This window comes from Streptomyces sp. NPDC054047 (genome assembly GCF_055585065.1).
Window position 1 is genome coordinate 416,146 of the sequence record NZ_JBVJKV010000001.1, and the last position, 24,657, is coordinate 440,802.

At 71.5% G+C, this 24,657-nt stretch carries 27 protein-coding genes and 1 riboswitch; of the genes, 12 read left to right on the forward strand and 15 right to left on the reverse strand.

The window, feature by feature from the left end; genetic code table 11:
• Positions 1-71: 71 nt before the first annotated feature.
• Together ACZ6ZP_RS01940 and ACZ6ZP_RS01945 are read right to left on the reverse strand one after the other, a co-directional pair.
• Complete coding sequence (locus ACZ6ZP_RS01940; protein WP_351162436.1) at positions 72-437, reverse strand: Rv2175c family DNA-binding protein; 366 nt, start codon at positions 435-437, stop codon at positions 72-74.
• A gap of 54 nt (positions 438-491) precedes the next feature.
• On the reverse strand, positions 492-1,658 hold the full coding sequence (locus ACZ6ZP_RS01945) for an NAD(P)/FAD-dependent oxidoreductase (RefSeq protein ID WP_351162539.1): 1,167 nt from the start codon (positions 1,656-1,658) through the stop codon (positions 492-494).
• 184 nt (positions 1,659-1,842) lie between these two features.
• Positions 1,843-1,955, forward strand: a riboswitch (TPP riboswitch).
• Between ACZ6ZP_RS01945 and thiO the strand changes: the two genes are divergently transcribed.
• The 6 genes from thiO (at position 1,953) to ACZ6ZP_RS01975 (ending at position 7,725) form a co-directional block, all read left to right on the forward strand.
• The gene (gene thiO, locus ACZ6ZP_RS01950) at positions 1,953-3,143 is read left to right on the forward strand and encodes a glycine oxidase ThiO (protein ID WP_469405215.1); all 1,191 of its coding nucleotides are present in this window, start codon (positions 1,953-1,955) and stop codon (positions 3,141-3,143) included. Its footprint overlaps the riboswitch before it by 3 nt.
• Positions 3,140-3,358, forward strand: a complete 219-nt coding sequence (gene thiS, locus ACZ6ZP_RS01955; RefSeq protein WP_351162440.1) for a sulfur carrier protein ThiS — start codon at positions 3,140-3,142, stop codon at positions 3,356-3,358. The genes thiO and thiS overlap by 4 nt, the downstream gene beginning before the upstream one ends.
• A gap of 6 nt (positions 3,359-3,364) precedes the next feature.
• Positions 3,365-4,159 (forward strand): thiazole synthase, encoded by a 795-nt coding sequence (locus ACZ6ZP_RS01960; protein ID WP_351162442.1) that lies wholly within the window; start codon positions 3,365-3,367, stop codon positions 4,157-4,159.
• A gap of 91 nt (positions 4,160-4,250) precedes the next feature.
• Positions 4,251-6,215 carry a Stk1 family PASTA domain-containing Ser/Thr kinase gene (gene pknB / locus ACZ6ZP_RS01965; RefSeq protein ID WP_469405217.1) on the forward strand — a complete coding sequence of 655 codons (1,965 nt, stop codon included), beginning with the start codon at positions 4,251-4,253 and terminating at the stop codon, positions 6,213-6,215.
• 35 nt (positions 6,216-6,250) lie between these two features.
• Positions 6,251-7,135, forward strand: coding sequence for a deoxyribonuclease IV (locus tag ACZ6ZP_RS01970; protein ID WP_351162446.1), 885 nt, complete (start codon positions 6,251-6,253; stop codon positions 7,133-7,135).
• Between the two features lie 89 nt (positions 7,136-7,224).
• Complete coding sequence (locus ACZ6ZP_RS01975) at positions 7,225-7,725, forward strand: DUF4396 domain-containing protein (RefSeq protein ID WP_351162448.1); 501 nt, start codon at positions 7,225-7,227, stop codon at positions 7,723-7,725.
• A 25-nt stretch (positions 7,726-7,750) separates the two neighbouring features.
• On the opposite strand, the gene ACZ6ZP_RS01980 is transcribed toward ACZ6ZP_RS01975, so the two are convergent.
• On the reverse strand, positions 7,751-8,383 hold the full coding sequence (locus ACZ6ZP_RS01980) for a sulfite oxidase-like oxidoreductase (protein ID WP_351162450.1): 633 nt from the start codon (positions 8,381-8,383) through the stop codon (positions 7,751-7,753).
• Positions 8,384-8,557: 174 nt separating this feature from the next.
• On the opposite strand from ACZ6ZP_RS01980, the gene bfr reads away from it, so the two are divergent.
• Positions 8,558-9,037 (forward strand): bacterioferritin, encoded by a 480-nt coding sequence (gene bfr, locus ACZ6ZP_RS01985; RefSeq protein WP_351162452.1) that lies wholly within the window; start codon positions 8,558-8,560, stop codon positions 9,035-9,037.
• Positions 9,038-9,053: 16 nt separating this feature from the next.
• Here the strand turns inward: bfr and ACZ6ZP_RS01990 are convergent, their stop codons facing one another.
• The 3 genes from ACZ6ZP_RS01990 to ACZ6ZP_RS02000 all read right to left on the reverse strand — a co-directional run bounded on the left by ACZ6ZP_RS01990 (position 9,054) and on the right by ACZ6ZP_RS02000 (position 11,780).
• A complete protein-coding gene (locus tag ACZ6ZP_RS01990; RefSeq protein ID WP_351162454.1) occupies positions 9,054-9,299 on the reverse strand; it encodes a (2Fe-2S)-binding protein in 246 nt (81 codons plus the stop codon).
• A gap of 163 nt (positions 9,300-9,462) precedes the next feature.
• Positions 9,463-10,815 carry a class II 3-deoxy-7-phosphoheptulonate synthase gene (locus tag ACZ6ZP_RS01995; RefSeq protein ID WP_351162456.1) on the reverse strand — a complete coding sequence of 451 codons (1,353 nt, stop codon included), beginning with the start codon at positions 10,813-10,815 and terminating at the stop codon, positions 9,463-9,465.
• A 35-nt stretch (positions 10,816-10,850) separates the two neighbouring features.
• Positions 10,851-11,780 (reverse strand): DUF2867 domain-containing protein, encoded by a 930-nt coding sequence (locus ACZ6ZP_RS02000; RefSeq protein WP_469405220.1) that lies wholly within the window; start codon positions 11,778-11,780, stop codon positions 10,851-10,853.
• Between the two features lie 51 nt (positions 11,781-11,831).
• Here ACZ6ZP_RS02000 and ACZ6ZP_RS02005 point away from each other — a divergent pair, with 51 nt between their 5' ends.
• The 3 genes from ACZ6ZP_RS02005 to ACZ6ZP_RS02015 all read left to right on the forward strand — a co-directional run bounded on the left by ACZ6ZP_RS02005 (position 11,832) and on the right by ACZ6ZP_RS02015 (position 14,515).
• Positions 11,832-12,419, forward strand: a complete 588-nt coding sequence (locus tag ACZ6ZP_RS02005; protein WP_468617735.1) for a TetR/AcrR family transcriptional regulator — start codon at positions 11,832-11,834, stop codon at positions 12,417-12,419.
• A 10-nt stretch (positions 12,420-12,429) separates the two neighbouring features.
• A complete protein-coding gene (locus ACZ6ZP_RS02010) occupies positions 12,430-12,486 on the forward strand; it encodes a trp operon leader peptide (protein WP_351162541.1) in 57 nt (18 codons plus the stop codon).
• A 124-nt stretch (positions 12,487-12,610) separates the two neighbouring features.
• Positions 12,611-14,515 (forward strand): anthranilate synthase family protein, encoded by a 1,905-nt coding sequence (locus tag ACZ6ZP_RS02015; protein WP_351162462.1) that lies wholly within the window; start codon positions 12,611-12,613, stop codon positions 14,513-14,515.
• Here ACZ6ZP_RS02015 and ACZ6ZP_RS02020 read toward each other — a convergent pair.
• The 5 genes from ACZ6ZP_RS02020 to ACZ6ZP_RS02040 form a co-directional block, all read right to left on the reverse strand.
• On the reverse strand, positions 14,512-15,516 hold the full coding sequence (locus ACZ6ZP_RS02020; RefSeq protein WP_351162464.1) for a 2-hydroxyacid dehydrogenase: 1,005 nt from the start codon (positions 15,514-15,516) through the stop codon (positions 14,512-14,514). The two genes, ACZ6ZP_RS02015 and ACZ6ZP_RS02020, sit on opposite strands and share 4 nt — an antisense overlap.
• A gap of 107 nt (positions 15,517-15,623) precedes the next feature.
• Entirely contained in the window at positions 15,624-16,661 is a 1,038-nt protein-coding gene (locus ACZ6ZP_RS02025; RefSeq protein ID WP_351162466.1) for a 6-phosphofructokinase, read from the reverse strand.
• Between the two features lie 133 nt (positions 16,662-16,794).
• On the reverse strand, positions 16,795-17,493 hold the full coding sequence (locus tag ACZ6ZP_RS02030; protein ID WP_351162468.1) for a response regulator transcription factor: 699 nt from the start codon (positions 17,491-17,493) through the stop codon (positions 16,795-16,797).
• Positions 17,490-18,752, reverse strand: coding sequence for a MacS family sensor histidine kinase (gene macS / locus ACZ6ZP_RS02035; RefSeq protein WP_351162470.1), 1,263 nt, complete (start codon positions 18,750-18,752; stop codon positions 17,490-17,492). Before macS ends, ACZ6ZP_RS02030 begins: the two co-directional genes overlap by 4 nt.
• 66 nt (positions 18,753-18,818) lie before the next feature.
• On the reverse strand, positions 18,819-19,565 hold the full coding sequence (locus ACZ6ZP_RS02040) for a lysophospholipid acyltransferase family protein (protein ID WP_249593080.1): 747 nt from the start codon (positions 19,563-19,565) through the stop codon (positions 18,819-18,821).
• A 147-nt stretch (positions 19,566-19,712) separates the two neighbouring features.
• Between ACZ6ZP_RS02040 and ACZ6ZP_RS02045 the strand changes: the two genes are divergently transcribed.
• Together ACZ6ZP_RS02045 and ACZ6ZP_RS02050 are read left to right on the forward strand one after the other, a co-directional pair.
• The gene (locus ACZ6ZP_RS02045; RefSeq protein WP_351162472.1) at positions 19,713-20,492 is read left to right on the forward strand and encodes an alpha/beta hydrolase; all 780 of its coding nucleotides are present in this window, start codon (positions 19,713-19,715) and stop codon (positions 20,490-20,492) included.
• Entirely contained in the window at positions 20,404-21,120 is a 717-nt protein-coding gene (locus ACZ6ZP_RS02050) for a hypothetical protein (RefSeq protein WP_469405225.1), read from the forward strand. Before ACZ6ZP_RS02045 ends, ACZ6ZP_RS02050 begins: the two co-directional genes overlap by 89 nt.
• A 5-nt stretch (positions 21,121-21,125) precedes the next feature.
• Here ACZ6ZP_RS02050 and ACZ6ZP_RS02055 read toward each other — a convergent pair whose 3' ends face one another.
• The 4 genes from ACZ6ZP_RS02055 to ACZ6ZP_RS02070 form a co-directional block, all read right to left on the reverse strand.
• A complete protein-coding gene (locus tag ACZ6ZP_RS02055; RefSeq protein WP_469405227.1) occupies positions 21,126-21,881 on the reverse strand; it encodes an endonuclease/exonuclease/phosphatase family protein in 756 nt (251 codons plus the stop codon).
• Positions 21,882-21,970: 89 nt separating this feature from the next.
• Positions 21,971-22,912, reverse strand: coding sequence for an ROK family glucokinase (locus tag ACZ6ZP_RS02060; protein WP_351162478.1), 942 nt, complete (start codon positions 22,910-22,912; stop codon positions 21,971-21,973).
• Between the two features lie 54 nt (positions 22,913-22,966).
• Positions 22,967-23,437 carry a DUF5304 domain-containing protein gene (locus ACZ6ZP_RS02065; RefSeq protein ID WP_351162480.1) on the reverse strand — a complete coding sequence of 157 codons (471 nt, stop codon included), beginning with the start codon at positions 23,435-23,437 and terminating at the stop codon, positions 22,967-22,969.
• Between the two features lie 71 nt (positions 23,438-23,508).
• The gene (locus ACZ6ZP_RS02070) at positions 23,509-24,657 is read right to left on the reverse strand and encodes an ArsA family ATPase (RefSeq protein WP_366462263.1); all 1,149 of its coding nucleotides are present in this window, start codon (positions 24,655-24,657) and stop codon (positions 23,509-23,511) included.

Consider the following 24,657-nt stretch of genomic DNA (forward strand, 5'->3'; position numbering starts at 1 on the left):
TCGTCGGTGGCCTACGGGCCGCGGGTCCCCTGGGGGACGCGCGGCCCGCACGCAACGGTTTTCCGTGTCGGTCAGACGGCGAGCGCCTGGGCGCGGCGCTTCACCTCCGTCCCGCGATTCTCGCTCAGGGCCTGCGCGGGGGTGCCGGGCAGGGTCTCGTCGGGAGTGAAGAGCCACTCCAGCATTTCCTCGTCGGAGAAGCCGTCGTCCCTCAGGAGCGTCAGGGTGCCGGTGAGGCCCTTGACGATCTTGTCGCCGTCGATGAAGGCGGCCGGCACCTGAAGCGCGCGGTTCTCACCACGGCGCACGGCGATCAGCTGGCCCTCCTTGACCAGCTGGCGCACGCGCGTCACCTCGACGTCGAGCAGTTCCGCGATGTCGGGGAGGTGGAGCCAGGCGGGGACAAGAGCATCAGTCTTTGCGTCAATCTCGGTCACGGGGTCAAGCGTAGCTCCGGGCACCGACAGCGGCCGGTCACCGGGTCCCATCGGCTACGGCAGCACGGCCTTCTTCAGCGGCACCGCGGGGTCCGCCACCAGCTCAGGGGCGAGGCGGGCGCCCGCCTCGATCAGCTTGCGGCCCTGCGCCAGGTCCCGGGGGCGGCCCACCGCGAGGACGGCCACCAGGGCGCCCCGCAGGAACCAGCACACGGTCCAGGCGGCGCCCGAGGGGTCGCCGCGCCACACCAGCTCGTCGGCGGTGGCGTGGTGTCCCGCGTACTGGACGAAGCGGCCGAACTGCTCGGACCAGAAGTACGGGACGGGGTCGTACGCCGAAGGGGTCTCGCCGATGATGTTCGCCGCCACCGTGCGCGGTCCCTGGAGGGCGTTGTCCCAGTGGTGCACGAGAAGGCGCTCGCCATACCTTCCCGAAGGGAAGGAGGAGCAGTCGCCGACCGCGTACACATCGGGTTCCGACGTGCGCAGGTGGTCGTCGGCGAGGATCTCCCGGTGGGCGCCCAGGGCGATGCCGGAGTCCGCGAGCCAGTCCGTGGCGGGGCGGGCGCCGATGCCGACGACGACGGCGTCCGCGGGCAGCCGGGTGCCGTCGTCCAGGAGGACGCTGCCGGGCTCGACGCGATCCACGCGCGCGTGGGTGCGCAGTTCGGCGCCGGAGTCGGCGTACCAGGAGGCCATCGGCGCCGCGACCTCCGCGGGAAGGGCCCCCGCGAGCGGTCGCCCGGCGGCTTCGACGACGGTGACCGAGCAGCCCGCCTCACGGGCGGCGGTCGCGAACTCGGCGCCGATCCAGCCCGCGCCGACGACCACGATGCGGTGCTGCTCGGCGAGCACGGGCCGCAGCCGCTCGGCGTCGTCGAGGGTGCGCAGCAGATGGACGCCGGGGACCCCGGAGGCGCCGGGCAGCAGGATCGGTTCGGCTCCGGTGGCGATCACCAGGGCGTCGTACGGGACCGGGCCCCGCTCGGTGTCCAGTTCGTGGTCCGCGGTGCGGACGCCCGTGACCTCGCGGCCCAGGCTCAGCTCGATGCCGAGCGCCTCGAAGTCGATGTCGAAGGCGGAGCCCTCCGCCTTGCCGAGCAGCACGGCCTTGGACAGCGGCGGTCTGTCGTACGGCTGGTGGGGTTCCGCGCCGATCAGGGTGACCGCACCGGGGAACCCCTGCTCGCGCAGGGCCACGGCGGTCTGCACCCCGGCCATCCCCGCGCCGACGACGACCACCCGGCGCTCTTCCTGCCTCCGCTGCTCGCTCACCCGATCACTCTAGGGCGGCGGGCGACGCCGGACTCAGTGCGCGACGGGGAGATCTCTGACACACCGTCACCGCCCATACCCGGACAGCTCCCCTACTGCCGCCGGACGCCAGGGGCTAGGGTGGCCGATGCAGAGCACTCGCGGGAGCCCGGACGCACCGGGCTGAGAGGGAGGCTGGACGGCCTCCGACCGTACGAACCTGATCCGGGTCATGCCGGCGAAGGGAGGGGCTGGACGCCCATGCATCCACGGACACCACCTCACGCGACGACCGACGTCGTGGTCGTAGGCGGCGGCATCATCGGCCTGGTCACGGCCTGGCGGGCGGCCCAGCGCGGCCTGTCCACCGCGGTCGTGGACCCCGAACCGGGCGGCGGCGCGGCGCAGGTCGCCGCGGGCATGCTGGCCGCCGTCACCGAGCTGCACTACGGCGAGCAGACGCTGCTGGCGCTGAATCTGGCCTCCGCGCAGCGCTATCCCGCGTTCGCGGCCGAGCTGGCCGAGGCGAGCGGCCGCGATCTCGGCTACCGCGCGTGCGGCACGCTCGCCGTCGCGCTCGACTCCGACGACCGCGCCCACCTGCGCGAACTGCACACCCTTCAGCAGCGGTCGGGGCTCACGTCGGAGTGGCTGAGCGGGCGCGAGTGCCGCCGTCTGGAGCCGATGCTCGCACCGGGCGTCCGGGGCGGCCTGCGCGTCGACGGCGATCACCAGGTCGACCCGCGCAGGCTCGCCGCCGCGCTCGTCGTGGCCTGCGAGCGGGCGGGAGCGATCTTCCACCGCACCTGGGCGGAGCGCCTGACCGTCGCGGGCGACCGGGCCACCGGAGTCGTCCTCGCCGACGACACCACCCTGGAGGCCGGTCAGACCGTGCTCGCCGCGGGCAGCCTCAGCGGGCGCCTCGCCGGGGTTCCGGAGGGCGTACTGCCGCCCGTGCGCCCCGTGAAGGGGCAGGTCCTTCGGCTCACGGTGCCGGAGCGGTACGCGCCGTTCCTGAGCCGCACCGTGCGCGCCGTCGTGCGCGGCAGCCACGTCTACCTGGTGCCGCGCGAGAACGGCGAGCTCGTCGTCGGCGCGACCAGCGAGGAGCTCGGCTGGGACACGACGGTCACCGCGGGCGGCGTGTACGAGCTGCTTCGGGACGCCCACGAGCTCGTACCGGGCATCACGGAACTGCCGCTGACCGAGACCCGCGCGGGCCTGCGCCCCGGCTCCCCCGACAACGCGCCGCTGCTCGGCCCGACCGCGCTCCCCGGCCTCCAGCTGGCCACCGGCCACTACCGCAACGGCGTACTTCTGACGCCGGTCACCGGTGACGTGATGGCGCACGCCCTGACCACCGGTGAACTGCCCGACGAGGCACGGGGGTTCACCCCCCTGCGCTTCGTCCGCACCCCCCTGACGCAGCCCTTCATGGAGCAGCCCGCATGACTCTCTCAGCCGTTACCGCCGTCTCCGTCAACGGAGAGGCACGCGATGTGGCCGCGGGCACCACGCTCGAAGCCCTCGTCGCCACGCTCACCGCGGCCCCTTCGGGGGTCGCCGCCGCGCTCAACGAAACCGTCGTACCGCGCACCCGGTGGTCCACCACCCCGCTCACCGACGGGGACCGCGTCGAGGTCCTCACCGCGGTCCAGGGAGGCTGAACCGACATGGCGGACGATCCCTTCGTCATCGGCGGGCTCACCCTCTCCTCGCGCCTGATCATGGGTACGGGCGGTGCGCCGAGCCTGGACGTGCTCGAACGTTCCCTGGTCGCCTCCGGTACGGAGCTGACGACGGTCGCGATGCGCCGCCTCGACCCCGGGGTGCAGGGCTCGGTGCTCTCCGTGCTCGACCGGCTCGGCATCCGCGTCCTGCCGAACACGGCGGGCTGCTTCACCGCGGGCGAGGCCGTCCTGACCGCCCGGCTCGCGCGGGAGGCGCTCGGCACCGACCTGATCAAGCTGGAGGTCATCGCGGACGAGCGCACGCTGCTTCCCGACCCGATCGAGCTCATCGACGCCGCCGAGACCCTGGTCGACGACGGCTTCACGGTCCTTCCGTACACGAACGACGACCCGGTCCTCGCCCGGAAGCTGGAGGACGTGGGCTGCGCGGCGATCATGCCGCTCGGCTCCCCCATCGGCTCCGGGCTCGGCATCCGCAACCCGCACAACTTCCAGCTGATCGTCGAACGCGCGGGCGTGCCGGTGATCCTGGACGCGGGGGCGGGCACGGCGTCCGACGCGGCGCTCGCCATGGAGCTGGGGTGCGCGGGTGTGATGCTCGCCTCCGCCGTGACGCGGGCGCAGGAGCCGGTCCTCATGGCCGAGGGCATGCGGCACGGGGTCGAGGCGGGGCGGCTCGCGTACCGGGCCGGGCGAATCCCCCGGCGGCACTTCGCCGAGGCGTCGTCGCCCGTGGAGGGCATGGCCCGGCTCGATCCGGAGCGGCCCGCGTTCTGAGCGTCGCGTGCCTGTCACAGCTCGGCTGCAGTCGGGGCCCGGGCCAACCCGGGCGGGCAACGGTGTCGGCGGTGGCTCGTAGACTCCCTTCGTGGACACGACCCTTCAGGACCCGCTCGTCGGGCAGGTGCTCGACGGCCGCTATCGCGTGGACGGGCGGATCGCGGTGGGCGGGATGGCCACGGTCTACAGGGCCGTGGACACCCGCCTCGACCGCGTGCTCGCGCTCAAGGTGATGCACCCGACGCTGGCCGCCGACGTCTCGTTCGTCGACCGCTTCATCCGCGAGGCGAAGTCGGTCGCCCGGCTCTCGCACCCGAACGTGGTGGGGGTGTACGACCAGGGCGCCGACGGTGCGTACGTCTATCTCGCGATGGAGTACATCGCCGGCTGCACCCTGCGTGACGTGCTCCGCGAGCGCGGCGCCCTGCAGCCGCGCGCGGCCCTCGACATCCTGGAGCCGGTCCTCGCCGCGCTCGGCGCCGCGCACCGCGCCGGGTTCGTGCACCGCGACATGAAGCCGGAGAACGTCCTCATAGGGGACGACGGCCGGGTCAAGGTCGCCGACTTCGGCCTCGTGCGCGCGGTGGACACCGTCACGAACACGACCGGCACGGTGCTCGGCACGGTCTCCTATCTCGCACCCGAGCAGATAGAGCACGGCACGGCCGACACCCGCGTGGACGTGTACGCGTGCGGCGTCGTGCTCTACGAAATGCTGACCGGCGCCAAGCCGCACTCCGGTGAATCGCCCGCCCAGGTGCTCTACCAGCACCTCCACGAGGACGTGCCGCCCCCGTCGGCGATCGTCCCGGGGCTCGCCGTCGAGCTGGACGAGCTGGTGGCCTCCGCCACCGCCCGCACGCCCGACGTCCGCCCGCACGACGCGGTGGCGCTCCTGGGGCAGGCCAGGCAGGCGCGGGCCGCGCTCTCCGTCGAGCAACTGGACGCGGTGCCTCCGCAGGCGCGCGCGGACCACGGAGAGCATGACAACTCCGACGACCGTACGAGCGTGATCCCGCGCGCGGTGCGATCCGTGCAGCTGCCGCTCCCGACGGACGACGATCAAGGCCGGCAGGACCGGCAGGACCAGCTCAACCGCACGAGCGTCCTGCAGACTCCGCCGCCCGCTCCCCCGGCCGCCCCCGGCCGCGGACGGCCCGGCAACCCGCGCCGCGGCGTGCTCGCGGTGGTCGCCGCCGTCCTGCTCGCACTGGGGCTCGGCGCGGGCGTCTGGTACATCAACTCAGGCCAGTTCACGAAGGTCCCGCCGCTCCTGGCGAAGACCGAGTCGGCGGCCAAGAAGCGGCTCGGCGAAGCCGGGCTGGACGTGAAGGACGTCAAGCGCGCGTACAGCGACACCGACAAGCGCGGCACGGTCATGGCCACCGACCCCGGGGCCGGCGAGCGCATCCGTGACAACGGCCGGGTGACGCTGACCGTCTCCATGGGCCCCGAGATCGTGAAGGTCCCGAGCCTCAAGGGCACTTCCCTGGCCGAGGCCAGGAGCAAGCTCAAGGACGCCGGTTTCGCTCCCGGGATGACGAAGAAGGCCTTCAGCGAAGAGGTGCGCAAGGGCTCCGTGATCAGGACGGACCCGAAGTCGGGCACCAAGCGCAAGGCGGGCTCCGCGATCGCGATCGTCGTCAGCAAGGGCCCCGCGATCGACGTTCCGGACGTCACGGGCGAATCCCAGGCCGACGCGACCGCCGAGCTGGAGGACCTGGGCCTCAAGGTCAAGACCAAGACGGAGCGGGTCTACTCCGACGAGGACAAGGGCACCGTCCTCGAACAGTCCCCCACGGAGGACCAGCAGCAGCTCGCCGAGGGCGACACGGTCACGCTCACGCTCTCCAAGGGCCCGGAGATGATCGAGGTCCCGGACGTCGAGGGCATGAGCGTGGACGACGCCACGAAGGAGCTCAAGGACGCGGGCTTCACGGTCGACGAGGACCGCGGGCTGCTGAACATCTTCGGGGACACGGTCAAGGGCCAGTCGGTGGAAGGCGGCGACGAGGCGCCCAAGGGCTCCGAGATCACCATCGAGATCCGTTGACGGGACGCTCACGCGCGCATGCCACCCTTGAGCGCGTGAGCAGCAACAAGTCCCCCATCGCAGCGTCCCGCAATCCCGTCGGCGGCCATGTCCCCGTGGCCGGCGGCCTCGCCTCCGTCGGACTCTCGTACGCCCGTGAGCTGGGCGCCGAGGCCGTCCAGGTCTTCGTCGCCAATCCGCGCGGCTGGGCGACCCCGCCCGGCAATCCGAAGCAGGACGAGGAGTTCCGCGCGGCCTGCGCCGCGGAGAACATCCCGGCGTACGTCCACGCGCCCTACCTCATCAACTTCGGCTCGCACACCGAGGCGACCGCCGAGAAGTCCGTGGAGTCCCTGCGCCACTCGCTGCGCCGGGCCCGCGAGATCGGCGCGCTCGGCGTCGTCGTGCACACCGGCTCGGCGACCGGCGGCCGGGAGCGCTCCGTCGCGCTGCGGCAGGTGCGCGAGCGGATGCTGCCGCTCCTGGACGAGCTGACGCACGACGACGACCCCTTCCTCCTCCTGGAGTCGACCGCGGGCCAGGGCTTCTCGCTCTGCTCCCGCACCTGGGACTTCGGCCCGTACTTCGACGCGCTGGACGCCCATCCGAAGCTGGGCGTCTGCCTGGACACCTGCCACATCTTCGCGGCGGGCCACGATCTGGCCGGTCCCGGCGGCATGAAGCAGACCCTCGACCTGCTGGTCGACACGGTCGGCGAGGGCCGCCTGAAGCTGGTGCACGCCAACGACTCCAAGGACGTGGTCGGCGCCCACAAGGACCGTCACGAGAACATCGGCACCGGCCACATCGGCGAGGACCCCTTCCGCGAGCTCATGCTCCACCCCGCGACCGAGAACGTACCGCTGATCATCGAGACCCCCGGCGGCAAGGAAGGCCACGCGGCGGACGTGGCACGGCTGAAGGAGCTCAGGAGCAGCTAGGGACCCGGAGATCCCTTGAGGAATACCCCCTAGGGGTATACGGTTCTTGCCAGGCGGCAGGAACCGTTGTCCGACGTTGGGGGATTCTCATGCAGCACGATCACGCCACCGAGCACGACCACCACACCCACGAGGGCCATCAGGGCCTGGGCAAGGTCAGCTGGCGGACGGCGGCCCAGGCGACCCTGCACTGCCTCACCGGGTGCGCCATCGGCGAGGTCCTCGGCATGGTCATCGGCACCGCGCTCGGCTGGGGCAACGTACCGACGATGATCCTCGCGATCACCCTGGCCTTCTTCTTCGGATACGCGCTGACCCTGCGCGGCATCCTCAAGGCGGGCGTCGATTTCAGGACGGCGTTCCGGGTCGCGCTCGCCGCGGACACCCTGTCCATCGCGGTGATGGAGCTCATCGACAACGGCGTGATCGCGCTCTGGCCCGGAGCGATGGACGCCCACCTCTCGGACCCCATGTTCTGGTGGATCCTCGCCATCGCCCTGGCCGCCGCGTTCGTGATCACGACCCCGGTCAACAAGTGGATGATCGGCCGCGGCAAGGGCCACGCCGTGGTGCACCAGTACCACCACTGACCAGGCACGACAGAGGTACGCGGGACTAGAGCTCGGGGCCGTCCCCGGGCTCTTCCTGGTACGAGTAGCGCTGCTCGGTCCAGGGGTCGCCGACGTTGTGATAGCCGCGCTCCTCCCAGAAGCCGCGGCGGTCGGCGGTCATGTACTCGACGCCGCGGACCCACTTGGGGCCCTTCCAGGCGTACAGATGAGGCACCACGAGCCGCAGCGGAAAGCCGTGCTCCGCGGTCAGTAGCTCGCCCCCTTTGTGGGTGGCGAAAATCGTGCGCTCGTCCATGAAGTCGGCCATCCGCAGATTCGAGCTGAAGCCGTACTCGGCCCAGACCATCACGTGGGTGGCGTCGGGCGCGGGCGGCGCGATCTCAAGGAGCGCCCTCGCGGGCACCCCGCCCCATTCGGCGCCGAGCATGCTGAACTTGGTGACGCAGTGCAGGTCGCCGACCACGGTGGCGTACGGAAGGGCCGAGAACTCCTCGTGCGTCCAGCAGTGCTTGTCCCCGTCGGCGGTGGCCCCGAAGACCCTGAACTCCCAGCGCTCCGGGCGGAACTTCGGCACCGGGCCGTAGTGTGTGACCGGCCAGCCGCGCTGGAGTCGCTGACCCGGTGGAAGCTCCGGCTCCACTGCTTCCCGAGATGCGCGATCCGCCGGCTGACCCATGCCACCATCCTGACAGACCCGGGGCGGTGGACGTGACCAGGAGGCCGCCGACGGGCGCCGGCCGGACGTTGATTGGGGCAACTCCTACTAAGCGTGCACTTACTGGACGGCCTCTCGCACCGGTGCAAGGATGCGCGGAACCTGCCCAGTTACCACGTGGAAGGAGCCTCTGCGATGCAGGGCGACCCCGAGGTCATCGAATTTCTCAACGAGCAGCTGACCGCCGAGCTCACGGCGATCAACCAGTACTTTCTCCACGCCAAGATGCAGGAGAACTTCGGCTGGCCCAAGCTCGCCAAGTACACCCGGTCCGAGTCGATCGACGAGATGAAGCACGCGGAGATCCTGACCGACCGGATTCTCTTCCTCGACGGCCTGCCCAATTACCAGCGGCTCTTCCACGTGCGCGTGGGCCAGACCGTGACGGAGATGTTCCAGGCCGACCGGCAGATCGAGGCGGAGGCGATCGACCGCCTCAAGCGCGGCATCGAGGTGATGCGCGGCAAGGGAGACATCACTTCCGCGAACATCTTCGAGTCGATCCTCGCGGACGAGGAGCACCACATCGACTATCTCGACACCCAGCTCGAACTGGTCGAGAAGCTGGGCGAGCCGCTCTACATCTCGCAGCTCATCGAGCAGCCGGAGAGCTGACAGCGGGCCAGACGGGCTAGGCCGCCTCGTCCAGGCCGACGTCCAGGCCGGTGAGGACGGGCTCACCCTGGTCGGCCAGCTCCCTGCGGGGGCACGCGCCCCGGCCCAGGAGCGCCTGAATGCTCCGTACACACGAACCGCAGTCGGTGCCCGCCTTGCTGGCGGACGCTATCTGGCGGGGTGTGCAGGCACCGTCCGCCGCGTGCTGTTTCACCTGGGCCTCGGTGACCCCGAAGCAGTTGCAGACGTACACGCGGTTCACCTCCCGGACAGGATTCAATCGGCGGCGCCGCTCCGATTGAATCGGTGAGGCTAACCTAACCTTACCCATGACCCGAGGTCCACAAAAGCCCCCGATACGCCGGTGGGGCACGGATCACATGGATCCGTGCCCCACTCGTACGTTCACCGGGAATACCGGAAGATCACTGGTCGCGGTACATCTCCGCGACCAGGAACGCCAGGTCCAGGGACTGGCTGCGGTTCAGGCGCGGGTCGCAGGCCGTCTCGTAGCGCTGGTGCAGGTCGTCGACGAAGATCTCGTCGCCGCCGCCCACGCACTCGGTGACGTCGTCACCGGTGAGCTCGACGTGGATGCCGCCCGGGTGCGTGCCCAGGGCCTTGTGGACCTCGAAGAAGCCCTTGACCTCATCGAGCACGTCGTCGAAGCGGCGGGTCTTGTGACCGGATGCCGCCTCGTAGGTGTTGCCGTGCATCGGGTCGGTGATCCAGGCGACGGTCGCGCCGGAGGCGGTGACCTTCTCGACGAGCTCGGGGAGCTTGTCGCGGACCTTGTCGGCGCCCATGCGGACGATGAAGGTCAGGCGGCCGGGCTCGCGGTCCGGGTCGAGGCGCTCGATGTACTGAAGCGCCTCCTCCGCGGTCGTCGTCGGGCCGAGCTTGATGCCGACCGGGTTGCGCACCTTGGAGGCGAACTCGATGTGCGCGCCGTCCAGTTGGCGGGTGCGCTCACCGATCCAGACCATGTGGCCCGAGGTGTCGTAGAGCCGCCCGGTGCGCGAGTCCACGCGGGTGAGGGCCGACTCGTAGTCGAGGAGCAGCGCCTCGTGCGAGGCGTAGAACTCGACGGTCTTGAACTCCTCCGGGTCCGTCCCGCAGGCGCGCATGAAGTTGAGCGCGTTGTCGATCTCACGCGCCAGCTGTTCGTAGCGCTGGCCCGAGGGGGACGACTTCACGAAGTCCTGGTTCCAGGCGTGCACCTGGCGCAGGTCGGCGTAGCCGCCGGTGGTGAAGGCGCGCACCAGGTTGAGTGTCGACGCGGACGCGTTGTACATCCGCTTCAGGCGCTCGGGGTCCGGGATGCGGGCCTTCTCGTTGAAGTCGAAGCCGTTGACCGAGTCGCCGCGGTACGTCGGCAGGGTCACGCCGTCGCGGGTCTCGGTGCCCTTGGAGCGCGGCTTCGAGTACTGCCCCGCGATGCGGCCGATCTTCACGACGGGCACGGAGGCCGCGTACGTCAGGACGGCGCCCATCTGGAGCAGCGTCTTCAGCTTGTTCCGGATGTGGTCGGCCGACACGGCGTCGAAGGCCTCGGCGCAGTCGCCGCCCTGAAGCAGGAACGCCTCTCCCTTGGCGACGGAGGCCAGTCGGGCGCGCAGCTGGTCGCACTCGCCCGCGAAGACGAGCGGCGGATACGACTCGAGGTCCGCGATCACATCGCGCAGAGCCTCGGCATCGGGGTACTCGGGCTGCTGCGCCGCGGGAAGGTCTCGCCAGGTGTTGCCACCGGTAGGGGTGGTCTTAGCGTTCACGGTCACCCGCACAACATTACGGGGTGATGTCCGCCGTCCATTCACCCGCTCACCAAGTGAGACGGACCAGACACAGCCGAGCGTCGGCGCTCCAGCTCCCGCTCGCCGGCGTGCGGCGCCGCCAGGGCGAGCGCGCGGTGCGTGCGGCGCAGCATCGTGCGGGCCATGAAGGGGTGCGCGCGCCTGACCGCTCCCCAGTAGATCCGGCCGCGCAGGGTGTCGGCCCGTGCCGCGGTGCTCAGCGTGACGTGCCGGTCGTCGACCAGGATCGAGGCGCGCGCCGTCAGGCCCGCCGTGTCCACGTCCAGGAGGAGTTCGCCGCCCTCGCGGGCCAGGACGGGGAAGGCGTCGCGCAGGATGCCGGTCCAGGCCGCGGGGTCGCGCGGCTGGCCCGGGAGCAGCTCCATGCGGTACGCGTCCTGGTAGCCGGGGCTGTCGACGGCGGCGCGGATCAGGCGGGCGGCCTCGGGTGTCCCGATCGCCTCCGGGCGGCTCCACATGAGCCGGTTGCAGAGGCGCACCAGGGGCGACCACCGGACGGGCCGGGCGCAGCCGCCCGTCGCCGCACGCTCGACGTTGTCGAAGACCTCTTCGATGATCGTGTCGTGCAGGGGCCGGACGAGGGCGGGCCACAGCAGCCGGTCCCGGCCGCGCGGTTCGGTCTCCAGGACATGGCGCACGCGGCAGCGTCCCTTGCCCATCGGCTCGACGCTCAGCTCGTGGAAGCCGTTGTCCGGCGGGGTGAAGGCGAAGCGCACGCGGCGCCCCGGCTCGTACTCCGTGACGCTGTAGCGGACCGGGCCGTGGCCGCCGGTCGCGCCCACGCCGAGCGGGCGGTCGAAGATCATCGCGGCCCAGGCCGGCGTCGGGAAGAGGGGGTCGTCCTCGGCGGAGAGCCGGTCGAGGAGAGCGCCGACCACCTCCGCCGGAGCCTCGATCACACGCTCGTGTTCGTTGAGTACCGCGCCCATCGCACACCTCCATACGCCGCCGTATGGTCGACCATACGGTACCGTACGGACATGGCGCAACGGCAGCAGAAGAAGCCTGCGGGCAAGCCCCGGCTGACCGCTCAGGACTGGGCGGACGCCGCCCTCACCGCGATCGGCGAGGGCGGTCTCGCCGCCGTCGCCGTGGAACCCCTGGCCGTCCGGCTCGGCACCACCAAGGGGAGCTTCTACTGGCACTTCGCCAACCGTGACGCGCTGATCGAGGCCGCCCTGAACCGCTGGGCGGAGCTCCACACCGAGGGGATCATCACCGAGGTCGAGGCCGAGCCCGACCCGCGCCGGCGCATCCGCCTCCTCTTCGGCGAGGCCATCGCGTCGGCCACCTCCGACCCCCTGGAGGTGGCCCTCCTGGCGACCGCGTCGCACCCCCAGGTCGCCGAGGTCCTGCGCCGCGTCACCGATCGCCGGGTGGCGTACGTCGCCGAGCTCTTCGCCGGGCTCGGCTTCCCCGACGCGGAGGCGCGGCGTCGGGGACTGCTCGCGTACACGGTCTATCTGGGGCACGCGCAGCTCGGGCACGCGGTGCCGTCGGCGCTGCCCCCGGCCGACGAGTTCGGCGCGTATCTCGACGAGACCCTGGACGTCCTGATGATGCGCTAGGGTGCGGACCATGCACGCGCAGACAACCCGAAACTGGTGGTGGCCCGCTCATCCGGCGGCCCACTGATTCTGCGCGTATCGAGACTCGCGAAGGCCGCCCGAGGGGCGGCCTTCAGTGTTTTCCGGGACCAGGATCTCCAGATCCCCGGACCGCGGGGCCGTTCCTCTCCGAGTGAGAAGGAACCGAACCCATGCATTCCCAGGCGCACCACCTGCTCGACCTGATCGACGACGACCGCCCCTTCGCCGTGCTCCGCCGCCGCACGCCCGGCCACGACCACGACACGGTCGAGGTCCTGATCGGCTCCGTCACCGCGTACGACCGGCTCGCCGACATCCCCGACGAGGGCCTCGCCCTGATCCCCTTCCGGCAGATCAGGGAGCGCGGCTTCGACGTACGCGACGACGGCACGCCGCTCACGGTCCTGAGCCCCGATCAGACGTACGAACTCCCGCTCTCCGATGCCCTGTCGACGCTGCCCGCCCATGACGTGCGCGTCGAGGGCGGCGCCTTCGACGTCGACGACGCCGCGTACGGAGAGATCGTCGGGCGGGTCCTGCGCGAGGAGATCGGGCAGGGCGAGGGCGCCAACTTCGTCATCCGCCGGACGTACGAGGGCGAGATCCCCGGCTTCGGCAGGGCGGACGCCCTGGCGCTCTTCCGCAGGCTGCTCGTGGGCGAGCGGGGCGCCTACTGGACGTACGTCGTGCACACCGGGGAGCGGACCCTGGTCGGGGCGAGCCCGGAGGTGCATGTGCGGATGTCCGGCGGGACCGTCGTCATGAACCCGATCAGCGGGACCTACCGCTACCCGGCAGAGGGCCCCACCCCGGACGATCTGCTCGGCTTCCTCGCCGACGGCAAGGAGACCGAGGAGCTGTCGATGGTCGTCGACGAGGAGCTCAAGATGATGTGCACGGTCGGCGACATGGGCGGTGTCGTCGTCGGGCCGCGGCTGAAGGAGATGGCCCATCTCGCGCACACCGAGTACGAGCTGCGGGGCAAGTCGTCCCTCGACGTGCGCGAGGTCCTCAAGGAGACGATGTTCGCGGCGACCGTCACCGGCTCGCCCGTGCAGAACGCCTGCCGCGTCATCGAGCGCCACGAGGCGGGCGGGCGCGGCTACTACGCGGGCGCCCTCGCCCTGATCGGCCGTGACGCGGGCGGCGCGCAGACCCTCGACTCCCCCATCCTGATCCGCACCGCCGACATCTCCCCGGACGGCAAGCTGCGGGTCCCGGTCGGCGCGACGCTGGTGCGCGGCTCGGACCCGGCGGGCGAGGTCGCCGAGACGCACGCGAAGGCGGCCGGCGTCCTCGCCGCCCTCGGGGTGCGTCCCGGCCGGCCCCGCGACGAGCGCGTACGCCCGGCCCTCGCCGACGACCCGCGGGTGCGGGCGGCGCTCGACAGCCGGCGGGCCGGGCTCGCGCCGTTCTGGCTGCGGATGCAGGAGCAGGTGGCCGAGCTGTCGGGGCACGCCCTGGTGATCGACGGCGAGGACACGTTCACGGCGATGCTGGCGCATCTGCTGCGCTCCTCGGGCCTCACGGTCTCCGTGCGCCGCTACGACGAACCGGGCCTGCGGGAAGCGGCCCTGGCCCACGAGGGCCCGCTGGTCCTCGGTCCCGGCCCCGGCGATCCGTCGGACCTCACCGACCCGAAGATGACCTTCCTGCGCGCACTGACCGCCGAGGTGATCCTTCCCCAAGCTCTCGGCTTCGCTCGAGCAGGGGAGGCCCCAGTCCACCGCCACGGCGTCCTCGGAGTCTGCCTCGGCCATGAGCTCCTGGCCGCCGAGCTGGGTCTGGAGATCGTCCGCAAGGAGGTCCCCTACCAGGGCGCCCAGACGCGGATCGACCTGTTCGGGCGGCCGGAGACGGTCGGCTTCTACAACAGCTTCGTGGCCCACTGCGACGAGGAGACGGCGCTGGAACTGGCCGCGCACGGCATCGAAGTCAGCAGGGACACCGCCACGGGAGAGGTGCACGCGCTGCGGGGCCACGGCTTCGCGGGGGTCCAGTTCCACCCGGAGTCGGTGCTCTCGCTGCGCGGGACGGCGATCGTGCGCGAACTGCTCTCCGGGGTGCTCGTCTAAGCCGTGGGGGCCGCCGGGACCAGGACGTTCTCGCTGCGGCGGCCCTCCTTGTAGTCCAGGACGTTCCGCACCGTGGCGTCGATGATCTGGCCGACCGCGTCGGCGGTGTAGTAGGCCTGGTGCGAGGTGACCACGACGTTCGGGAACGTCACCAGGCGGGCCAGGGTGTCGTCCTCGACGGCTTCGAGTGACTTGTCGAGGAAGAAGAGCCCGGCCTCCGCCTCGTACACGTCGAGCCCGACCCCCGCGAAGCGCCCCATCCGCAGCTCCGAGACCAGGGCGTCGGTGTCGATCAGGCCGCCGCGGCTGGAGTTCACCAGGATCACGTCGTCCTTCATCATCCGCAGCGCGTCGGCGCCGATGATGTGCTGCGTCGAGGGGAGCAGCGGGACGTGCAGGCTGATCAGATCGGCCTCGGCGAAGAGCCGCTCCTTCGCCACGTACTTCATGCCGAGCTCGACGCACGCCGGGTTCTGGGCGACGTCCCAGCCGAGCAGATTCATGCCGAAGCCGTGCGCGATCCGGGTGAACGCCTCGCCGATCTTCCCGGTGCCGAGCACGCCGACCGTGCGGCCCCGCAGGTCCCGGCCCATCAGGCCGTCGAGCCTGAAGTCGAAGTCACGGGTGCGGTTGCTCGCGCGGACGATGCGGCGGTTGACGGCCATCGCCAGGGTCCAGGCGAACTCGGCGACGGAGTACGGCGAGTAGTACGAGACGCGGGCGATGGTGAACCCGAGGCGCTCGGCGACCTGGAGATCGATGTTGTTGAACCCGGTCGAACGCTGGGCGACCATCTGCGTCCCGCCCGCTGCGAGGGTCTGCAGGACGCGGTTGCCGAGATCGGCGTTCACGCTGGTGGAGACGATCTCGTAGCCGGCGGCGATGGGGGCGGTGTCCTCGGTGAGGAAGACGTCCAGGCAGCGGACGTCGTGGTGGCCCTCGAAGGCCCTCTCGATCAACGGCTTCTCATCGGCCTGCACGCCGAAGGCGAGGATCTCCATGCGGCGAGTCTAGGTATCTCGGGGCAGGACGGCACCACGGGGAACGGGTGGGCGGGTGGGAGAGACCCGCCGCGAAGCGGCGGTACAGGGCACCCGCCCACCGGGGGTCAGCCGAAGAACACCCCGACCTCGGCGTACAGCGCCGGATCCACCGTCTTCAGACGGGCCGTCGCCTCGGCGATCGGGACCCGCACGATGTCCGTGCCCTGCAGCGCGACCATCTTCCCGAAGTCGCCGTCCCGCACGGCCTCGATCGCGTGCAGGCCGAAGCGCGTGGCGAGCCAGCGGTCGAAGGCGCTGGGCGTCCCGCCGCGCTGGACGTGACCGAGGACGGTCGTCCGCGCCTCCTTGCCCGTGCGCCCCTCGATCTCCTTGGCCAGCCACTCCCCCACGCCCGAGAGCCGCACATGCCCGAAGGAGTCCTGCGTCCCGTCCTTGAGGACCATCTCGCCGTCCTTGGGCATGGCCCCTTCGGCGACGACGACGATCGGCGCGTACGACGCCTTGAACCGCGAGGTCACCCAGGCGCACACCTGGTCGACGTCGAAGCGCTGCTCGGGGATGAGGATGACGTTCGCACCCCCGGCGAGCCCGGAGTGCAGCGCGATCCATCCCGCGTGCCGCCCCATGACCTCGACCACGAGGACCCGCATGTGCGACTCGGCGGTGGTGTGCAGCCGGTCGATCGCCTCGGTGGCGATGCCCACCGCGGTGTCGAAGCCGAAGGTGTAGTCCGTGGCGGAGAGGTCGTTGTCGATGGTCTTCGGTACGCCGACGACATTGATGCCGTACTCGTCGGTGAGCCGCGCGGCGACGCCGAGGGTGTCCTCGCCGCCGATCGCGATGAGGGATTCGACCTCGTACTTGGCGAGGTTCTCCTTGATCCGGCGGACGCCGTTCTCCGCCTTGAGCGGGTTGGTGCGCGAGGAGCCGAGGATGGTGCCGCCGCGCGGCAGGATGCCCCGCACGGCAGGGATGTCGAGCTGGACGGTGTCGCCCTCCAGTGGACCGCGCCAGCCGTCCCGGAAGCCGACGAAGTCGTAGCCGTACTCCTGCACGCCCTTGCGGACGACGCCCCGGATGACGGCGTTGAGCCCGGGGCAGTCGCCGCCTCCGGTCAGTACTCCGATTTTGTTGGCCGTCATGGAAACGTCCCTTCGCCTCAGTGACCTGATGCGAGTCACGCTAATGGTGATCCAGGTCACTCAGGGACGGTGCGGACGGTCAATTCCTGGCCGGATCAAGGGAGTTGATCACGCGAGTTCACCCTTATGAGGGTCACGCGTCGTCGAGACCCCGCTCGATCGCGTACCGCACGAGCTCCACGCGGTTGTGCAGCTGGAGCTTGCCCAGGGTGTTCTGCACGTGGTTCTGCACGGTGCGGTGCGAGATGACCAGGCGCTCGGCGATCTGCTTGTAGCTCAGCCCCTTGGCGACGAGCCGCAGCACCTCGGTCTCGCGGTCGGTGAGCTGCGGGGCCTTCGGCTCGTCCGGGGTGCCGGGCGCCGGATCGGACGCCAGGCGGCGGTACTCGCCGAGGACCAGACCCGCGAGACCCGGCGTGAAGACCGTGTCGCCGACGGCCGTGCGGCGCACCGCGTCGGTCAGCTCGGCGGTGGAGGCCGACTTCAGGAGATAGCCGGTGGCGCCGGACTTGACCGCCTCCAGGACGTCGGCGTGCTCGCCGCTGGCCGACAGGACGAGCACGCGCAGGGCCGGGTTGGCACCGACGAGCTCCTTGCAGACCTGGACGCCCGGCTTCAGGGGCAGGTTCAGGTCGAGTACGAGGACGTCGGGTGCGACGGCCTGTGCGCGCCGCACGGCCTGCTCGCCGTCGCCCGCCGTGGCGACCACGTCGAAACCGGCCTCCGCGAGGTCGCGGGCGACCGCGTCCCGCCACATCGGATGGTCGTCGACGACCATGACCCTGACCGGGTCCTTGCCGCCCTCGCCGTCCTGCTGCCGCTGCTCGTTCATCGTTCCTTTCCTGCCTTCCCCCGTGTGCTGCCTGCGTTCGACGGGCCCGCTGCGTGCCGCGGGACCCTCAGTTCCACTTCCGTGCCCTGGCCCGGCACCGAGATCAGCTCGGCCGTGCCGCCGATGTCCCGCAGCCGCCCCCGGATCGACAGGGCGACACCGAGCCGCCCCTCCCCCTCGGCCTCCGCGAGACGGCCGTCGGGAATGCCGGGGCCGTCGTCCCGCACCGTCACGATCACGCAGTCCGGCTCGTCCTCGACGAGGATCCAGGCACCGGCGTCCGGGCCCGCGTGCCGGTGGACGTTGTCCAGGGCGGCGCCCACCGCGGCGGCCAGTTCCCGCGCGGCCTTCGGGGCGAGGGCGACCGGGGCGCCCGGCTCCGAGACGGTCACCTTCGCGCCCGCGTACGGGAAGAGCAGCGACCGCAGGTCACAGGGCTCCTCGTCGTCCGTGCCCTCGGTGGCGTCCGGCTCCTCCACCGCGCGGACGACGGCCCCCATCGAGGCGTCCTCCGACTCGTGCGACGTGCGGACCAGGCCGCCCGCCACCAGCGTGCGCAGCGCGACCTCCTGCTCCCCGGCCATCCTGCCGAGCTCCGCGGCCTCGCCGCCGAGCGCGCTGCCGCGCCGCTGCACCATCGCGAGGACCTGGAGCACGCTGTCGTGGATGTCGCGGGCCAGGCGCTCCCGCTCGCGGGTCGCGGCCTCGATCTCCAGGGCGCGGGCGAGGGTGCGCTCGGAGGCGCGGGCCACCTCGACGACGTAGCCGATGGCGATGGACGCGATGCAGACGAGCAGGACGTTGTGGAGCGTGTCCTGGGTGGGCCTGCCGCGCTGCGCGATGTTGGCGACGCCGACGAGGGCCGACGCGAAGGCCGCCCACCGCCAGCCGCCCTTGATCGCGAACGCGAGGACCGCGCCGGCCGTCCATATCGACGGCAGCGTCGGCCCGTCGTGCACGATCCGCTGGTGCGAGTCGGCGACCGGCGTGAGCAGGATGCCGACCAGCGCGATGGTCAGATCGGTGACCAGGAACCGCTTGGTGCAGTTCGCCGCGTTCGCGACCTTCGGCAGCGTGCCGAAGGTCCAGCCCGCGAGCACCACGTAGTAGGCGACGGCCACCCAGGGGCGGTCGAACTTCTCGTGCGCGGCCACGAAGAGGCCGATCGCGTACAGCATCGTCAGTACGCGGTATCCGGTCAGAGCGCGCCACAGCGGCTGCTCGACCGACATCCTCATGACGCGAACGCGCTTGGTCATGTCCCCCACCCCTTGGGTCGCCCCTCGGGTCCCCCGTGCACCCGGCTCCCCCTCACAGCGACGCGATTACGCGCCGGACCGTTCCTTCTCGGCCGCCGCGGCCGCTTTCTCCGCCTTCTTCTCCGCTTCCTTCTCGGCCTTCGCCGCCTCCGTGAGCTGGCGCTTCGCAGCGGTCGCGTACACGTCGACATACTCCTGGCCGGAAAGCTTCATGATTTCGTACATGACCTCGTCGGTCACCGCCCGCAGGACGAACCGGTCGTGCTCCATGCCGTGGTACCGGCTGAAGTCGAGCGGCTTGCCGATCTTGATGCCCGGCCGCATCAGCTTCGGCACCACCTTGCCGGGCGGCTGGATCTTCTCCGTGTCGATCATCGCCACGGGGAGCACGGGCGCCCCGGTGGCGAGGGCCACGCGCGCGAGGCCGCCGGGCTTGCCACGGTAGAGCCTCCCGTCGGGCGAACGCGTGCCTTCCGGGTAGATGCCGAAGAGCTCACCGCGCTCCAGGACCTCGATGCCGCTCTTGATGGCGGCCTCGCCCGCGCCGCGGCCGCCGGAGCGGTCCACGGGCAGCTGGCCCACGCCCTTGAAGAAGGCCGCCGTGAGCTTGCCCTTCACGCCCGGGGACGTGAAGTACTCCGCCTTCGCGATGAAGGTGACCTTGCGGTCGAGGACCGCGGGCAGGAAAAAGGAGTCGGAGAAGGAGAGATGGTTGCTCGCCAGGATGGCCGGTCCCTCGGCGGGTACGTTCTCAAGGCCCTCCACCCAGGGCCTGAAGCCGAGCTTCAGCGGCCCTCCGATGGCGACCTTCATTGCGCCGTAGATCAAACCGAGTGCCTCCTGTTATGTGTGGATCAGACCTTAACCCGCAGTAAGCCCAAAGGGCCCGACGGCCCTGGTCGGTGTCAGTCCGGTCGCGTACGGTGAAGTACTCCTCCACATCTCACGAAGGAGACCGAAGTGCCGGTCCTCCCCGGAGCCGAGCCGTACCGCCACGAGGGCGGCGAGGTCGGCGTCCTCCTCTGCCACGGCTTCACCGGAACCCCGCAGTCCCTGCGCCCCTGGGCCGAGTACCTCGCGGACCGCGGCCTGACCGTCTCCCTGCCGCTGCTGCCCGGGCACGGCACGCGCTGGGAGGACCTCCAGGTCACCGGCTGGCAGGACTGGTACGCGGAGGTGGAGCGCGAGCTGCGCGCGCTCCTGGAGCGGTGCACGGAGGTCTTCGTCTTCGGCCTCTCCATGGGCGGGGCGCTGGCGCTGCGGCTCGCCGCCAAGCACGGCGACGAGGTGCGCGGCATCGTCGTGGTCAACCCGGGGAACAAGGTGCACGGCCTCGCGGCGCACGCCCTGCCGGTCGCCCGGCATCTGGTGCCGTCGACGAAGGGCATCGTGAGCGACATCGCCCTGGAGGGCTCGGAGGAGGTCGGCTACCACCGGATCCCGCTGCACGCGGCGCACTCCCTGCGCCGGTTCTTCCAGCGGGTGGACGGTGAACTGCCGCAGGTGACCCAGCCGTTGCTGCTGCTGCACAGCCCGCAGGACCACGTCGTGCCGCCCGCCGACTCGGCCAGGATCCTCAGCCGGGTGTCGTCCACGGACGTCACCGAGACGATCCTGGAACAGAGCTACCACGTCGCGACGTTGGACCACGATGCGGACCGGATCTTCGAGGAGAGCTACGCGTTCATCGGCCGGCTCGCCCCCAGTGTCGGTAAGGAAGGGACGGCCACCGGTGGCTGAGCAGGACCGAATCGAACCCGACGGCGACGAGAGCCGCGAGCCCGAGAAGCGGCAGGAGCCCTCCGAGGGCCTGCCGCTGGACGAGGACGCGGCCTGGCAGGCGATCGTCGCGGGGTACGGCCAGGAGCCGGCGGACCCGCCGGGCGCCAAGCCGTTCAAGTCCATCGAGGACCTGGCACTGCTCGAACCGGAGACGAACGACACCCCGGAGACCGACAAGACCGATAAGTCCGACAAGAGCGGCAAGGGCTCCAAGGGTCCCGAGGACTCCGGGTCCAAGAAGCCGCTCGGCGGCTCCGTCTCCTTCGCCCCCGGCGTCGGCGGCCCGCGTGACTACGACGCGCCCGAGGCGTCGGACGACGACCTGGGCGCGGACGACGAGGGTCACTTCGTCCCGCCGGAGCCGCCGCCGCTGCCCGCCGCGGACGTCACGGCGAAGTTCGCCTGGCTCGCCGTGCTCGGCGGCCCGTTGCTGCTGCTGCTCGCGGTGCTGCTCGGCTGGCAGATGACGTGGTGGCTGACGACGCTCAGCATCGGCGGCTTCCTCGGCGGCTTCGGCACACTGGTGGCGCGGATGAAGGGCGACGACGAAGAGGACGAGGACCCGGGCCGCGGCGCGGTGGTCTGAGCGGGCTAGACGCCCTTGGCCGCGGGAATCCTGAGGGCGGCGAGCACCGGCAGGTGATCGGTGGCCGCCCGCAGGTCCGCCTCGCTCACCCCGTCGAGCTCCAACGGCACGCCGCAGCCGAGGATGTCGACCCCCGAGGTGGCGAAGATGGCGTCGATGCGCTGATGCGGGTCGCCCGGCGTCGAGGTGTTCTCGCCGCCCCAGGGCGCGGCCTCCCAGCAGTCCCGCAGCTCCGAGGCGAGCCTGCGGAACGTACGGCCCTTGGGCCGGTCGTTGAGGTCGCCGCCCGCGACGGCGTGCTCCACGCCCATCCCGGCGAGCCGGTCGAGGAGCATCCCGCCCTGTGCGTAGCGCTCGTCGGTCTGCAGGCTCAGGTGGCAGCTCAGGACGCCGAGCCGGGCGCCGCCGAACCGCACGACGGCGGTCGCGAAGCCGCGCCGGTGCAGTCCCGGCGTCAGCGGAAGCAGCACGTCGTCGGTCCGCTCGACGGTGGCCCGCAGCGAGCAGAGCAGCGCGGGCCCCGCCGCGGTGCCGCCGCCCGAGAGCATCACCAGATCGGCGGCGCGCGCGAGCCGCGCCAGCTTCTTGCGCCACCGGAAGAAGCGGGGCGCCTCCTGGACGAGTACGAGGTCGGGTGCGCAGGCGGCGATGACCCGGGCCAGCGCGTCGGTGTCGTCCCGCATGGACCGGATGTTGTAACTGAGCACCCGGATCACGGCTGAACCGTCGTCTTCGGTCCGGGAGTTGGGCAGCGTCACCATGGAGATCAAGATACGCGCTGCGGGGTGCCGCGACGACGAGGCCCGCCGCCCCGAAGGGGACGGCGGGCCTCGTACGAGATCGGTCGGAACTATCCCTGCCGGGCCAGGTCGGCCGCGCCGACGAGCCCCGCCTTGTTGCCCAGCTGCGCTGCCAGCACCTGCGCGTGCGGACGCCACTGTCCGCCGATGAGCCAGCGCCGGAAGGACTTGCGGATCGGGTCGAGCACCAGCTCGCCCTCGTCCGAGAGCCCGCCGCCCACGATGAACGCGGAGGGGTCGAAGAGCGAGGCCAGGTCGGCGAGGCCCGCTCCGGCCCAACGGGCCAGCTCGCGGTAGGAGTCGACGGCGACCGGGTCGCCCTGGCGAGCCGCCTCGCTGATGTGCTTGCCCTCGATGCCTTCCACCGTGCCGTCGCCGAGCCCGAGGAGGATCTCCGCGGCCTCCGGCGTCGCGTTGGCCCGCTGCTGTCCGTACCGCACGAGGGCGCGCCCCGACGCGTACTGCTCCCAGCAGCCCTGGCTGCCGCAGCCGCAAAGGAGACCGTCCGGCACCACCCGGATGTGCCCGAACTCGGCGGCCACGCCGAAGCGCCCGCGCCGCAGCTTGTTGCCGATGATGACGCCGCCGCCCAGGCCCGTGCCCAGCGTGATGACGATGACGTCCTCGTGGCCCTGGCCCGCGCCGAAGCGGTACTCGCCCCAGGCCGCGGCGTTCGCGTCGTTCTCGACGACGACCGGCAGTCCGACCCGCTGCTCGACCTTGTCCTTGAGCGGCTCGTGGCGCCAGTCGATGTTCGGTGCGAAGAGAACGGTGGCGCGCTTGTCGTCGACGTAGCCGGCGGCGCCGATGCCGACGGCCTCCACGTCGTTCCCCTTGCCGGCCCCGGAGACGGCGGCACAGATCGCGTCCACGATGCCTTCGGCGGTCGGCGGCGTGGGCACCTTGTGGGTGTCGAGAATGGTGCCCTCTTCGTCGACCACTCCGGCCGCGATCTTTGTGCCGCCGATATCGACGCCGATGGTGAGTCCCATGTGTCCCTCAGTTTCGGTCGAGCCCCGCTATGGGCAACCGTACCCGAGGGGTGTTCAGTCCAGGTCGATGTGTTCGGCGGGACCGGGGCCCTCGTCGCGCGGGTCGGGGCCCTTCGCGGCGTCGCTCCCGCGGGTCCAGCGGCCCTCCTGGCCCTCGACCGCGGAGCGGTAGGCGGCGAGCAGTTCACTGCCCGCGGCGGCGAGGTGGTCGAAGACGTCGGGGTTGCGCTCGATGACCGGTTCGACCGCGGCCTTCGCCTGCTGGACGACCTGCTTCACGGTCTGCTCGACGGCGCCCGACGCGACCGCGCCGAGCAGCGGACCCTGGAGTCCGGTCAGCTTCTCCGAGACGGCGTCGACGAGCTTGCGCAGCTCCTCGCCGGCCGATCCCGGCGGCGGCCCGTACTGCGCACGGCGCCGGGCCTTCTCCGCCGCGAGATCCTCGGCGCACGCCTTCTGCCACGCGTCGGCGTCGGTGTCGGCCGCTTCGGGTTCGGGCACTTCGCGCTCGGTGGCATCGCTCATGACGGACAGACTCCTGCGGAGGGCGGTTATGGATTCGTACTCTCGACGTTACCCGAACGGCGGTAGCCCGTTCACCGTGTCCGCGGCCACAGATCCGGGTCGGGCGCGAACCGCACCCGCAGCTCGCCGTCGCGCAGTCCGGCGCCCGCGACGGTGCAGCGGCGCAGGGCCGAGGGCAGGGTGACGATGCGCCGGAACGGACCCGCGGTGACGACCAGTTCGTCGCCGCGCCGGATCAGGCCGAGCTCTTCGCGTACGACTCCGGGGAGCGGGATGTGCCAGACCAGGACGCCGTCGTCGGCGAGGGCGTCGACGAGCGGCCAGGTCACGGGCTCGGGGGCCGCCCCGGGGGCGGGCACGCCGAGGGCTGCCAGGTCGTCGGCGCCGCGCGGATCGTGCCCCAGGTGCGCCAGAGGGACGAGGCGTTCGCCGTACGTCTGCGCCCACTCGGCCAGCGTCTTGCGCTGCTGGGCGACGGGCCCGGCGAACCAGGTGCCGGCGGCGTCGTCGGGCAGTACACGGTTGGCGGTCAGGGCCTCGGTGCGCAGGCCCTGCAGGGCGAGGCCGGTGGCGGCGGCGTGCACGGCGTCGGCGCCCGCGGGGCCCGGCTCGGCGACCAGGCCGACCGTCGTGCCCGGGTCCTCGATCACGGCCTGCGCGGCGGCGAGTTCGGTCTCCCAGCGGGCCGCGGTCTCGTACAGCCAGGCCGAGGGCATCGGGACGCCCGCGATGCGGCCGAGCATGGGCCGCAGGGCGCGGGCGGCCTGGCGCTCGGGCGGCAGGAGCCTGCGGAGGTAGCGGCGCAGCTGCTCGGGGAGTGCGAGGACCGCGAGGGCGCGGGGCGTCGGGGGCAGGTCCACGACCACGGTGTCGTACGCGCCCTGCCCGGCGTCGCGCAGGGCGCGCAGCAGGGCGAGCTCGTCGCTGCCGGGCAGCGGGGTGAGCTCCTCGCCCTCCAGGCGTCCGGCGCCGAGCAGGTCGAGCGCCGCTCCCGCGCGCTTCTGGAGGGCCAGGAGGTCGTCACGGAACTCGTCGCCGGGGGCCAGTCGCCGGACGGTGAGGCCGTGCTCTTCGCCGCCGAGTACGCCGAGCACGTCGTCGACCCGGTCGGCGGTGATCAGGAGGGTCCGGTGCCCGGTGCGGGCGGCGGACAGCGCGGTGGCCGCGGCGACAGTGGTTCGGCCGGAGCCGCCGGGGCCGGTGAGCAAAAGGGTGCGCAT